Below are 13521 nucleotides of genomic sequence, written 5' to 3' on the forward strand. Positions count from 1 at the left end.
AGTGCGTGGATTGAAATTTATAAGCTCTGAAAAAACTATCGCTGGACTGTGGTCGCACTCCGTATGGAGTGCGTGGATTGAAATAAAAAATCGTGGGTATGTACGGCGCGGCACCATGTCGCACTCCGTATGGAGGCGTGGATTGAAATTTTTTCAGGGATTTTGATTTTCCACCGTGCTAACGTCGCACTCCGTATGGAGTGCGTGGATTGAAATCGTCTGCACCAGTCATCTGCCGGGTGTAACCAAGGAGTCGCACTCCGTATGGAGTGCGTGGATTGAAATCCATAACACAGTGCTTTCATCCGTCGCTTGTACCGTCGCACTCCGTATGGAGTGCGTGGATTGAAATCTTAACTGTGGTCACTAACTTAACGATGTCCAGGGTCGCACTCCGTATGGAGTGCGTGGATTGAAATCGAAATACTTGCCAGAAGAACGTCCAATCCCATAGTCGCACTCCGTATGGAGTGCGTGGATTGAAATCAAAAATCGTCGTAAACTACCCAATCCATCACTTGTCGCACTCCGTATGGAGTGCGTGGATTGAAATTTTTGGCTACGATGATTATGGTGTTTAGTTATATGGTCGCACTCCGTATGGAGTGCGTGGATTGAAATATCCGATGTCCTGATCGATGAGCTAAGTTCTGAAGGTCGCACTCCGTATGGAGTGCGTGGATTGAAATAGCTCAAGAGACTGTAGATGTAGCTATCTATAGTCGTCGCACTCCGTATGGAGTGCGTGGATTGAAATCAGCATGTAAGCCAATCCTTGCATGGTGACGTAGTCGCACTCCGTATGGAGTGCGTGGATTGAAATTCCTAAGATCCTCTCCGATGCAATGGTACCGGAAAAACTCGCTATAAGCATAATGGGGAACTAACAGTAACTGTCACAAGACTATCTACATACCTATTGCAGTTTATAAAGCATATGTCAAAATGGCCTTAACTCTAATGGATAAAGAAGATTTTAAACATTTTTCTAAAACAGTAGATTGGATAATACAAAGTGATCACACAATAAATAGGTAGTATGCGTTTTAACTAAAACGGTACCTGGGCTACATGTATTTTCCTACCCCCAAAAAAACATATTGTTTAGGCTCCCAGATGCGCCTACTGGTATGCCCTATGCTTTATTAATTCTTAGCACAGGGAACCAAGTAATCCAGCTTATACTTCCTCACAGTGATATGGAAGAAGGATTTAAAAGATATGTAACAGAAGTTAAATGACTGTTCCTTATACCTCATCCAGAACTGTTAGGTCCAGGTAAAATAAAAGCTTATAATTGGTCTGGTCATGAAATTGTTCGTGATGAAACGTTTCAGCAAACTATAGCGTCCGATCAAATTAAAGAAGAAGTGATATTAGAGGGATTTAATGAAGTAACAGGAGAATAGGATGTTGTATTTAAATATGATTCATAAATTCAATAGAGTTTAAATGTTGTACAACATTAGGAAGTCTACAGTGTTTGGAGGAACCTCATGTTTTATTTCGGATGGATGGCCATTGGCTTTATGGCCATAGCGGGACTTGCAACAGTAACACATTGGTACAATCGTGTTTGGTATGAAAGCAATTTGTTGAACATCCGTAAAACGTCCTATACCATTATGGCTCTTATTTACTTTGGGATGATTTTAGCCGGTCACATTCTATTAAATGATTGGGTTCAAGCCGTTCAATTCGCTAGTATAGCTATCTTCATTGATCTGGCAATTTTAGAAACGCCAAGCATTCAAAAGATTGGAAATACAGAATTCAAAAAAAATGACCAAATCATTGAAAAAACAATACGGGATAATGAACGAATCATACTCTCCAGTTTTCAAAAAACGGCACAGTTCACTGCAGTTGTTCAATACTCACAACATCATCTAACCGAGCTCACAGATGAGCAGAAGGATCAGTTGCCAGAGTGGGATTTGTACTCGTCTATGTTAAAAGAGTATCTTCGATATTACACGGATACATTCGGCTTACGGATCTCAACTACATCGATTCAATTCGACAGCGATCTAGAAATACGCATGAATAAAATAAGGAACTCTCTTAGTCAAATTGAAAGAAGCAACAGTATCCTAATCCCTGAAGAGAACAAAGAGGAAATGAGTAAAGAATTAGCAGAAGCTGCAGTTTACGTGGTAGAGGAAGGAAATACGATTTGTGTACCGTTCTTTGGAACGTCCAATAGTTTCATTATCACTATCCAAGCAGCGGAATCTGGTGCCATTTTAAATGGGATGGATGCTAATAATATTGTGAATCTAGTACAGATATTTGATTGGTTCATAGATGGATAGTGTGGTATATTAAGTATACGAGGTGATATTTATGACACTTTTTAAACAGTCTAAAGAAAATGATAATGCTACAATTCCTGATAAGGTTGTTGTTCGTCGGCCTAAGACCACAATTGAGAAGAATATGGGCCTAGAGAAGATTTTGAAAGCAAACGATAACGTGCTGAATATCCTTAAAAATAGATAATGGCTGTTTGTATGATCCGAGGTGCTCTATGAAATTTCTTAGAGCACCTTTTTGCGTTACCTTATACACCACTCAGTCCTTCTCTAATAGGTTAAGAGGTTTAAATGTCTCTCATTATGCCAATCCTTTTTAAAAACGAAGGAGGGGCGTATTGCCATGGAAAAGAAACCTCTTAAACCTACATCTAATACTAAACCTAAAACAACCGTGCCGGACTGGGGGATTAAGAAAGTATTGGAACAGAATAAAAAAGTACTGGATTTCTTGAACAAACGAAAATAAGCAAAGGAAGTGCCCCCGAGGGCACACCTAGTTTACATTCCCTTTTAAAATGGTTTGGGTATAGGCGGTATTCTGATCCCCGTAAAACCACCCCCGGGGAACCCAATACGTTTAAAAAACCGTCCGACTTCATTTACTGTATCCGCCGGAAGACGTGCAAGTTTTACTAATTCGTCCATAAATGCCACGTCTAATCGTTTATCATCAATTGGCCATTTTACAATTACCTCTTGGAATAGGGAGCTACCGGGTATTTGGGAAAATCCTTTGGCAAAGCCACTTGCCTCAAGATACTCTTGATCGAGCCCGGGTACTCCAAGTTTGTTCAGTAAATCATTTGTAAAAAAGTTGCAGTTATGACCTGCAACATCATATCGGGTTCCGTTCCAATCATTACTTACCATGTCGAGTACCGACTTTACTGAATCCAAGTTACCTGGTACGTGCCGCACAATTTTCCGATGGTATGGAAGATCCATCCCCTCCGGATCACAACTCTCTACGCGGTTGCTCGTCTGAAAATAATATTCTCGATCCCCGATAACAGTCCCTGTATGCCAGATAGGAGCAGTTATAATTTTATATACATTGACTACTACCTGAGTCTGTTCTTTTATATTCGCATTATCTGGAGATACAATACGAAATCCCTCCCATGATTTAGGCACATCACGATTGGCCGTAAGTATTCCGTCAGATTCTGCACTAAAATATTTACCGTTATATGCAGATATAGCAACGAGCCCACTTTGATCGATGTACATTTTGAAAGTCTCTTTTTCTTTTGCCTCAGGGCTGATTGCTACTACAAGCGATCTACCTTCTTGCTCAGCGCTTAGGAATTGGCCGTTATGAGCCTTCAAAGTAATGTGAACCTCATCCAAGCGACAGAGTTCAAATGATTCCCAAGCCCTAGCTTCTGGTCGATTTACAACACAAAGATTACCGCCCCCATTCTCGGCACAAACATAAGTGCCCATCCAGGTTTGTAAGCATACACGTGATGTCTCTCCAATATTCGGTATCACTGATGTGCTCTTATTCGGAGTACAGAATACCTCTTCATAAAAAGGCATGTTAAGAGCTGAAAGTGGTACCTCATGTAAACCACCAGCCTCACCTTTTATAAGATTCGTACCAAATACTACACCCTCACCATAATCAGCCTGATGAAAATTAGGGAACCCCCCATTGTACAGAAGAGAAATACTGTAGTCATTGACTGCTCTAAAGCGTTCAGCGATACCCGTTGGATTACCAAGATCATTTGCTTTGACATCTTTCCAATCGACATATTCTGGTTTGAAAAAATAAAAGCCATACAAATTGTTTGTTCTATCGTGATGGAGAGAGGGGATTGCTGCAGGGTATCCATCTTCTGAAGCAAGGTTGGCTGCAATTCTGAACATCTCCATCATATTTGTACGATTAGGATTACCTATTCGGTCCCCAGAAATGCTTTTAAAATCTACAGCCGCCTCTTTAATACAGAAAATCGCATTAACTATTCCATTTCCATGGTCAGCTTGATGGAAATTAGGGAACCCTGCAATGTACCCTTCGCCTTTAAATTCTCTCGATACATAATCCATTGAAGCATTGACCCGTGCTGCTTCAATACACATATTCCTTTACCTCCCTCAGGTTTGAAATAACTGAAGCGTACGAGGATTATTATTGTACAATATTGAATTATTATCCCGGGTATAATCATGACTTTGAATCCCCTCATCTCGACGTGAACCCTATATCGTTGTACAATGCAGAGATTATCCTTGAAAGGAAGTCACCTTATGAGACTAAAAAGAGATTCATTAACTCCAGATGAGACCCTTTCCGTAGGAGTATATAAATTATATTTAATCTTGGAAAAGACCTGTTTTGATTACAAGGTGGAGGAACGTTTCTTTTTCAAATATTCTCCGGATACCGTATTCACTGTTTTAGCTGAGTATGCAGATGATTTGGTGTAAGAGGGGGACAGACAGCCAGGTATGAAGAATCTTCCCATTTTTTTCAGTGGGTATGATCACGGAATTTCTAACTGAATTACACCCGTTCATACTGAATTCATTGGGTGATAGGTGGATTCTTTTGTGGAACCTTATACACTTAATTTAATGGAGGAACTGTAATGACTACTTTTGCAAAAAAATTCGAACTTATTGAGTTAAATGATATTGAAGCTCTAATTACTAATAAGGTGAAAGAAGGGGGGAGTATCGAATATAAATCCCAGATGATCCGACCTGAGCAACTTTGTGCAGCAGTCTCTTCTTTTGCAAATGCGTTCGGAGGAGATTTTTACTTAGGGATCGAAGAAGCGGAAGGAGATCCCACTACTACTCCAGGTATCGAAGAGGACGATATTGATGCATGTATATTAAGAATTAGTCACATTCTACAGAATGGTCTTGAGCCTAGACTTGCACGATATGACATCAAACCCTTTGAAGTATCCCCCAAACATTACGTCATTTTAATCCGGGCTTATCGTAGTTGGTCCCGCCCTCACAGAGTAAAACAAAACAATCAATTTTATTCTAGGAAGTCCAATGGAAAGTTCCCTTTAGATGTTCACGAACTACGTGAAATGTTCTTGGGAACAACGGAATTTTCCAAGAGATACGAGCTCTTTAAAGAGGAAAGACTTCTATCAACTTTTAATGAGTATGGTAATGTCCCTTTCTTTATAGCCCATTTGCTACCGTTGTCTTGTTTTGAAAATCAATATTCATTGGACGTAAATCTAATTAACCAAGTGAACATGACTCCACTGGGCACAGCAGGTTCTAATCCAAGGATTAATATACATGGTCTCTACTCTGAATCATGTGATTCAGAATTTAACAACACTGAGTCGAGGATGCAAATATTCAGAAACGGAATTATTGAATTATCAACAGTTCGAATGATGGAATATTCTACGATCATTCCTTACACCATAGAAAGACAACTCATACAAGCTGTAAAACGACAAATTTATAACTACAACGTTCTAGAGATTAATGAACCATTTTACTTTATTTGTTCATTCTATGGAGTACAAGATATTGGTTTCCTTCTTGGTCCAGAATGGTCCTCTTTAGCAACTTGGCCACTAACTGAAGAGAAGATTATTTTACCGGATGTTCTAATTGATCCAAAGAACCTCGTAACTAGAAGCTACGAAGAAATTGGTTTAGCTATTAAGCCTGCTTTAGACGGGCTTTGGAATGCTTTTGGCCTCGCCGAGGCCCATCTAAATTTTAAATAATCGGCTTATCAGTACTTGCTTGCTGGATAGGGTCTATAATTAGACAGTTAATTTTCAAATCGATTTCATTTTGCTAATATAAACATATTACGATTATTAAATAGTTTTCCTTGCTGCCCCAAACTGAGCCAAAGTTCTCCTGTGTGAAGATGTCGCACTCTGTATGGAGTGCGTGGATTGAAATTGTACAGCGAGACGCGAACGGGAAGATTTTTGGCTCGGGTTATTGGTGAGGATCGAGGATGTAGAAACCCAACGTGTGCATCAAGTCCGACTGATTCAAGAGCCGATTTCATATCATTTGCAAGCAAAGTAAAGGCAAAGGATAATAATGCATTCACTTATTGCGAGCCACCTGTGGACTTCACATGATTTTCCTAGGAGATTCGCACCGCGGAAATTTTCGAGACTGTCTGGTTTATGACCTTTTGGCAATGTCTTTTGTTAAAGTGGTTTGAGTAATAAAGAAGCTGTAATAGCTAAAAGACGTATTTATCTTCTCATTAATAGGGAATTCAGGTACTTTTCGCTGTCGCACTCTGTATGAGTGCGTGGATTGAATTAAATGCATATGTCTCTGGGCAAGGTGGAGACGAGTTATACTCACATATAGTATGTGGGTTGAGAAAAAACTACAGTACTCACGAGTCTTCTTACACCTACAATTCACACTTTATAACCAAGATAACAAATAGAGTATTCATGGTAGTGAACCTGCTCCAAGAATACTCTATTTGTTAATTTTGTTTGTAGCAAAACTAAACTCTATTCATAATATATTTTCTAAACAGATTTTCAATGAATACATATACTAGTATTAAAATAAGACCTATTAGAACACCAAGTCCAAGTCCTAAAAATATACGGATAGTTGAGATATAAAGTGGAGTATGAATATGAGCAAAAGTATCTACTAAAGAAAGCTGACCTACCGAACCAATAATTAGAAAAGGAATAGCTAAGCGATAACGTAAAACTAAAAATAATCCAAAAAGGAATAAGGGGTGAGCGAACATAAACTCTTTAAACCTAGGCCTAACTCCAATCGAGTTTTCCAATATTTTTCTAATGAATATCTCAATTGCAGGGGCTTCCCCAGAATTTCCAGTTCGAGATATATAATAAAAACCAACGATTCCTATCACAACAACAGCTATAACCCACCAAACTTTAATGGATTGAATCAGGATGTATCGTAAACGCTTTATTGGAGATTTGTCAATAAACAACAGTATATATAGTGTGACTAATGCGATAGGTGCCAAATGTAAGACGCTAACCCCACGAAATTGATTAATGGAAAGCATGTAACTTACATTATTCAAAAGACTTACTATAAAAGGAACACTAGTTAAAGTGATTACAGTAGTGATTACGAGTAGTTTAAGGGCAGTTAATAAGTTTTTTTTATGATTAACAGGAGTAGTTTGTTTCCTTAGGATCATTTTTAAAACGGTTATTATAGCTAAAGTTGGTGTACTAACACCTACTCCTAAAGCTAAAGCTTGCATAAGGATGTCACTGTTATAGAAGAATAACCCGATGCTGCTTATAATTCCAATTATGAAAGAAGGTATAGTCAATAACATGAAAAAACTTGATATACATAGGGTTATAAGTGATAATGCTCCTAGAATTATCAGAACTTTTAAGGGATTCTCCCATGAGTTTTTGTTAACTTGGAAAGCTTCAGCTTCCCCGGTAGGGAATCCTTGTTTTTCAAGAGTTGGAATAATCCCCACTTGATCATCAAAAGCGATGAATAAATTATCTAAAGAACTTACAAGGCCAGCTTTTCCTGGGTTGTTAAAGATAGCTGCATTCAGATAAAACATTCTGATATTTCGATCTTTTGCTGCAAGTAAAAAACGATCCACTATTGTATCTGCCGTTAGTCGGGTCGCATCTATACCTGATAAGGAATACAATCGTACAACATTAAAATTTGTGATTTTTGCCAAGTAATTAAACCCATATTGGGACTGTGGCAATAGGTTTTCAATTGAAATAATACCTATATGATGTTGATTCAACAAGTTTCCAAACAAGTCAAGACTTTTTAGATCTTCTTGGTCTGTAAATCCTTTTACACTATCACCATCAAATAGAATATGTGTTACTCCCAGTTGTTCAAAAACTTCCATTTGTTGCTTAACTTTCTCATGATCATATGGGAGGGATCTGTCTGAAAAACGAGGAATAATTTCAAATCCATCAGAGCTCAATTTATTAAGCGTAATAGGATCAAAACCAATCGGTTTCATAATAGCCTCTGCTAAAGCAGCCTCTATTACAATCCCCTGCTTTCCATTGAAAGTCCATTCTCTTATGGAAACATTGGAGAAAGCTTCGCGTATAAATGGATCCATTTCAATTCTGGCATCATCATCTGAATAAATGATATATGTGAAATTTTCAGAAGAAGTAGAATCAAGTTTTTGTGCTTTTTCAAGCTCTTCTGTGCTGTAATAGTTGATCCGTTTTAAAAGCTGTAAATCTTTCAATGTGCTTTCATATATCGCCATTGACTTAACACCGGCTGTTTTTAATGTAGCTAACTGCTCATCTAAATATTTTTCTGGTTTGCTTTGATAGTTTGCAATTTCGGTTAAACCCCTGTAATCAAATATAAATTCTACTTGTTTTGCAGAAGATTCAAGTTTTGTACGGTTTGCAAGATACGGTATAGTAGCCACTAAACTGATTACAACTAATACATATAATACCAATTTGAATCGTTCGTTCAAATTACTAAATCGATTATTCATAGAAAAACTTCCGCCTCCATTTAGACAAAAAATAACATTACATCAAAAATATATATCAATCGTGATTGTAATTCTAGAGCAATTGGTTATTTTTCAGAGAGCTCTTGGAAGATCACGAGACTATTTAATTAAAAGGTGAAGTATGTACTAGCTGTACATAATATTGTGAATGGCAGGTATTGATGAAAGAAGATTGGAAAGAAAGTATATATTCTTTGACGTACGCGTCGAAGAAAACGTACTCATTTTTTTCTGATTAGATATGATCTTCTAAGATAGATCAATAGTTATTTTGAAATATAGATAAAATATGTATTTAAAAATAATATCATGCAAAAATAGAATTTTGTTGATGAAAGAAGAAATTAGTTGTATATTGTAGCTATCCAACGGAAAATGGAAAAAGTTATGTCATAATCTTTTAATTACTATAAAGGAAAAAAAGATGAAACTCAAACTTAATTAAGGAGTGTACTATGAAAATTGGATTGATAAGACATTTTAAGGTAGCAAAAGAAAAACCTTCGAGTTACATGTTAACAGGTGCAGAGCTAACAGAGTGGCTTGAACAATATGACCAAGCTGAAATTGAAATTAGCGAAGTGGATATGGGAACTACCAAGTGGCAAAAATGTTTTTGCAGTGATATGGAACGAGCTATTGAGACTGCTAATGAAATATATAATGGGGATCTCATTATCAATGAGAAACTCAAAAAAATACCTCTACCTCGGTACGCTCAAGTTTGGAAGGGGAAGTTACCAATCATCATATGGGGAATTATCACGAAGTTTATCCTTAATTCTAAACATAAGTCGGTTGTGGAAAGTACAAAAGAAACGGATAATAGAGCCGTTTTAGTCATGAATGATATTGAGGCAGCGGCTGCTGGTGTAGATATCCTCATTGTAAGCCATGCAACTTTTATGATGAGACTAAGGAAAGAAATACTTAGACGAGGATATAAAGGCCCTGGCTTTAAACCTTATCCAATCAATGGGAAGATCTATGTGTACGAAAAATAGTTGAGTATATACTTCATAAAACAGGGGGTAAACGCAAATATGATGAACGTAACAATGGAAAACATAACAATGGATTATCTACAAAAAGGTGAAACAAAAATTACTGTACTGGATAGTAAAGGAAATGTAGACGATTTTTACGGTTGGGCGTTACATAACAAAAGTGAAATTGAGAAGCTGGTTTTACAATATGGTGGCGTTCTATTTAGAAATTTTAATGTCAGCTCCATCGACCTCTTTGAAAAATTCTCGACTATCTTTACCCCTGAATTAGAGAAGTATAAAGAACGTTCTACCCCAAGAAGTGAAGTGAAAGGGAACGTCTATACTTCTACGGAGTATCCAGAGGATCAACATATTGCGATGCATAATGAAAATTCATATGCTCACGTATGGGCACAAAAAATATTTTTCCATTGTGTGCAGCCTTCTGAGGTTGGTGGTGAAACACCAATAGCTGACAGTCGGGCAATCTTGAACCAACTGAATCCAGACCTTAAGGATAAATTTGCTACAAAGCAGGTATTATACCAAAGAAATATTGGTGGAAACTTAGATTTACCTTGGGAGGAAGTATTCCAAACGAATTCTAAGCAAGAAGTTGAAGAATATTGTTCAAATGCGGGGATAAATATTGAGTGGTTTTCGGACGGCAGATTAAGAACAAAAGCCATTCGGCCTGCAGTAGCAAAACATCCTCAAACAGAGGAAATGGTTTGGTTTAACCAGGCACATCTATTTCACGTAACTAATCTATCCCCTGCAATTCGTGAGTATTTAGTTCAAACAGTAGGTGAAAGTAACCTACCAAGAAATACATACTACGGAGACGGAGATACCATAAGTGATGAAGATCTGCAAGAAATAAGAAATGTGTACGATGAACATTCTCTCGCGTTCCCATGGGAAAAGGGAGATGTACTTATGTTAGACAATATGTTGATGGCGCATGGAAGAAGACCATATAAAGGCGCACGGAAAATAGTCGTAACCATGGGAGACTTAACTTCTAACTACGGAATTTGAAAATATTGCGCAATAGGGTGGTTGTATGTATTGGTATGTTTTATTTGTCGAAACAGGGAAAGAGGCTTTTGTTCGTGAAATGATTCGAGAGCATTTTTCAGACAAAGTAAAGTGTCTTCTACCTTTGAAACGGGTAAGGGAGAAAAAAAGTGGATGGTTCTATGAAAGAATCATCCCGTTATTTCCAAGCTATCTGTTCATACAGGCAGATATGAAGTTAATGGATCACAATGACTTATTGAAAATCCCAAATACGTACTACATCTTAAAAAATTCATCAAAGGATATGAATATGGATCGTAATTCTTACCTGAAATCAATCAGTGAAGAGGAAATGACTTTTATATTAAAGCTCCTCAATCAAGAAGACACCGTAGATTATTCAGATATCAGAATAACGGACGGGAAAATGGAAGTGATTTCAGGGCCACTGTTAAACCATAAAGATAATATCCAAAAAATAGACATACGAAACAGCAAAGCGAAAATAAAATTGAATCTATCCTATTTAGAACGAACCATTTACGTACCTATTAATGTGATTCGATCAGCAACTTTGGTTGAAGTAATAGATGCTTAGGCACATTACTCTCATATCAGAGGGACATATGATTACAGAAGAATGCAAAATGATTTTGGATGAAGTGCCGAAGGTATAAATAATTTTTTTACAAATTTAACTAAAAAAGTCATTTGCTCACATGAGCGGGTGGCTCTTTTTAATGGAGGCATGTGAAATTGGAGAATCTAAATTTATTCTGTTTTCCATGTGCTGGTGGAATGTCTAGCATGTATTCTGATTGGAAATCACACTTACTACCCCATATAAGTATAGTTTCTATGGAACTCGCTGGACGTGGTTATCGTACAAATGAATCTCTTTATAGCTCTTTTGATGAGCTGATCAATGATATGTTTGAGCGTATCCAACCATATCTCGAAGATCAAGGAGATCCTTACGCACTATTTGGCCATAGTATGGGAGCGAGTATCATATTTGAATTAACTCACAAATTAATACAAGAAGGATACAAGCCACCTGTACATCTGTTCATTTCTTCAAGACGACCACCGCATCATACTAGAGACGCCTTGCTTCATACCTTGCCTGACGATCAGTTTTTGAATGCACTTCAAAAGTTAGGTGGTATAAGCGAAATTTTAGTTTCTGACGAAAGTTTCTTATCCTATTTCTTACCCATTTTGAAATCAGATATAACCAATTTAGAGTCGAATAATGGGGGGGAAGAGAAGCCATTATTGGGTTGCAATATAACGGTTTTAATGGGTGAGGATGAAAGCATTTTAAGCGAAGAGATCCGTGAATGGGAAAGGTACACACAAGGAGAGACATCCCTACATACCTTTCCTGGTGGTCATTTTTACTTGAACAGTCAAAAGCAAAATTTGATAGCAATGATAAATAACACTCTGATGAATGTATACACAGGAGAATATGTATGAATAAAGTAGCCCTATTATTCCCTGGACAAGGTTCACAATATGTTGGAATGGGTCGAGAAATTTGGAATAGGTATGAAGGAAGCCAACGAATTTTCGAAGAAGCAAGCGATGCAATACAAATTGATGTTAAAAAACTATGTTTCGAAGGTGAAGGCAAAGTACTTGCTCAAACGATGAACGCTCAACCTACCATCCTAACCGTATGTGTGAGTATTTATCATGCGTTTAAAGAAGAGTTGGACTTTAAACCTTCTTTTATGGCTGGGCATAGTCTTGGTGAATATACAGCTATGGTATGTAGTGGCGTATTGTCGTTCTCAGATGCAATTCAGTTAGTTAGAAAAAGAGGCATTCTTATGCAAGAAGCTGATCCTGCGAGAGTCGGAAGAATGGCTGCTATTTCTGGCATAAGTGCGGAACTCTTAAGTGGCATTTGTAGAGAAACGGCGAATGAAGACTCCCCCGTGACCATAGCTTGTGTGAATTCAAATAAACAAATTGTAATATCAGGCCATTATATTGCAATAGAGAGCGTTTTAAAAAGCGTTGAAAAAGAAAGAGGCACATATACGCTTTTGAATGTCAGTGCTCCATTTCATAGTCCATTAATGACTACTGCTTCTGACTTATTCTATTCAGAGCTGCAAAAATGTACATTCAATACACCTAAATGTTCGCTTATTTCTAATGTTAGTGGTCAAGCATACTTGGAAAACGATTCCTATAAAGAAAAGCTCAAACAACAATTCGTACTACCCGTTAGATGGTTAGAGTCCATCAACTATATGATAACGCAAGGTGTTACTACTTTTATTGAACTAGGTCCTCGAAAAGTTTTAACCGATTTCATGAAATCGATACCAAATACTTCTAGATCATTATCTATTAGTGATTCCACAGATTTAATGAGAGTTAAGCAACTCTACTCTGAATTACCCAAAGGGAGAGAGTTGGCCAAGCTTAAGAACTACTTAACAGCGGCATTAATTAGTAGAAATCGGAATATGGAATCCACTTATTTAACAAAGCTAAATCCATTGTTAAGTGAGTTAAAGGGGTTAGTAGAGAATACACCTACAGCGCCTTTATTTAATTCAGAGGAAAACGCTAAAAAGCTTTTACAAGAAATATTGAAACTAAAATACACTACAAACCAGGAAGCGAAAGAAATAATGGAACATTTGTAGAATCGCGGGAG

General features: G+C 37.4%; 12 protein-coding genes, 1 pseudogene and 1 CRISPR repeat array (1 of these 14 only partly in view). Of the genes and pseudogenes, 10 read left to right on the top strand and 3 right to left on the bottom strand.

The genetic code is table 11. From position 1 onward, the window contains the following. Positions 1-823: direct repeats of the CRISPR family, unit length 33 nt; unit sequence GTCGCACTCCGTATGGAGTGCGTGGATTGAAAT (it extends 1640 nt beyond the left edge of the window). Positions 824-1496: 673 nt separating this feature from the next. The 3 genes from BLS14_RS28460 to BLS14_RS33370 all read left to right on the top strand — a co-directional run bounded on the left by BLS14_RS28460 (position 1497) and on the right by BLS14_RS33370 (position 2784). Continuing rightward, the gene (locus BLS14_RS28460) at positions 1497-2315 is read left to right on the top strand and encodes a type II toxin-antitoxin system SpoIISA family toxin (protein ID WP_090955123.1); all 819 of its coding nucleotides are present in this window, start codon (positions 1497-1499) and stop codon (positions 2313-2315) included. Positions 2316-2346: 31 nt separating this feature from the next. After that, positions 2347-2502: a hypothetical protein gene (locus BLS14_RS32825; RefSeq protein ID WP_176854821.1), complete on the top strand. Its 156-nt coding sequence runs from the start codon at positions 2347-2349 to the stop codon at positions 2500-2502. A 156-nt stretch (positions 2503-2658) separates the two neighbouring features. After that, complete coding sequence (locus tag BLS14_RS33370) at positions 2659-2784, top strand: hypothetical protein (RefSeq protein WP_256336730.1); 126 nt, start codon at positions 2659-2661, stop codon at positions 2782-2784. A gap of 44 nt (positions 2785-2828) precedes the next feature. Here BLS14_RS33370 and BLS14_RS28465 read toward each other — a convergent pair whose 3' ends face one another. After that, complete coding sequence (locus tag BLS14_RS28465; RefSeq protein ID WP_090955125.1) at positions 2829-4409, bottom strand: DUF7910 domain-containing protein; 1581 nt, start codon at positions 4407-4409, stop codon at positions 2829-2831. 168 nt (positions 4410-4577) lie between these two features. Here BLS14_RS28465 and BLS14_RS28470 point away from each other — a divergent pair, with 168 nt between their 5' ends. Both BLS14_RS28470 and BLS14_RS28475 read left to right on the top strand, forming a co-directional pair. After that, positions 4578-4757: a hypothetical protein gene (locus BLS14_RS28470; RefSeq protein ID WP_090955127.1), complete on the top strand. Its 180-nt coding sequence runs from the start codon at positions 4578-4580 to the stop codon at positions 4755-4757. Positions 4758-4918: 161 nt separating this feature from the next. Beyond that, positions 4919-6040: an AlbA family DNA-binding domain-containing protein gene (locus tag BLS14_RS28475; protein WP_090955129.1), complete on the top strand. Its 1122-nt coding sequence runs from the start codon at positions 4919-4921 to the stop codon at positions 6038-6040. A 242-nt stretch (positions 6041-6282) separates the two neighbouring features. On the opposite strand, the pseudogene BLS14_RS28480 reads toward BLS14_RS28475, so the two are convergent. Further along, a pseudogene (locus tag BLS14_RS28480) lies at positions 6283-6381 on the bottom strand (CRISPR-associated endonuclease Cas1); the annotation flags it as partial. A 417-nt stretch (positions 6382-6798) separates the two neighbouring features. Further along, a complete protein-coding gene (locus BLS14_RS28485) occupies positions 6799-8808 on the bottom strand; it encodes a DUF5693 family protein (RefSeq protein WP_090955131.1) in 2010 nt (669 codons plus the stop codon). Positions 8809-9284: 476 nt separating this feature from the next. On the opposite strand from BLS14_RS28485, the gene BLS14_RS28490 reads away from it, so the two are divergent. The 5 genes from BLS14_RS28490 to fabD all read left to right on the top strand — a co-directional run bounded on the left by BLS14_RS28490 (position 9285) and on the right by fabD (position 13510). Next, positions 9285-9833 carry a histidine phosphatase family protein gene (locus tag BLS14_RS28490; protein ID WP_090955133.1) on the top strand — a complete coding sequence of 183 codons (549 nt, stop codon included), beginning with the start codon at positions 9285-9287 and terminating at the stop codon, positions 9831-9833. A gap of 39 nt (positions 9834-9872) precedes the next feature. Beyond that, complete coding sequence (locus BLS14_RS28495) at positions 9873-10859, top strand: TauD/TfdA family dioxygenase (protein ID WP_090955135.1); 987 nt, start codon at positions 9873-9875, stop codon at positions 10857-10859. Positions 10860-10884: 25 nt separating this feature from the next. Next, complete coding sequence (gene loaP / locus BLS14_RS28500; protein ID WP_090955137.1) at positions 10885-11439, top strand: antiterminator LoaP; 555 nt, start codon at positions 10885-10887, stop codon at positions 11437-11439. 152 nt (positions 11440-11591) lie between these two features. After that, positions 11592-12323 carry a thioesterase II family protein gene (locus BLS14_RS28505; RefSeq protein ID WP_176854822.1) on the top strand — a complete coding sequence of 244 codons (732 nt, stop codon included), beginning with the start codon at positions 11592-11594 and terminating at the stop codon, positions 12321-12323. Continuing rightward, complete coding sequence (fabD, locus tag BLS14_RS28510) at positions 12320-13510, top strand: ACP S-malonyltransferase (RefSeq protein WP_090955140.1); 1191 nt, start codon at positions 12320-12322, stop codon at positions 13508-13510. Before BLS14_RS28505 ends, fabD begins: the two co-directional genes overlap by 4 nt. Positions 13511-13521 lie beyond the last annotated feature (11 nt).

The organism is Paenibacillus sp. OK060 (assembly GCF_900101205.1).
In the GTDB taxonomy this organism is placed as follows: Bacteria; Bacillota; Bacilli; order Paenibacillales; family Paenibacillaceae; genus Paenibacillus; species Paenibacillus marchantiae.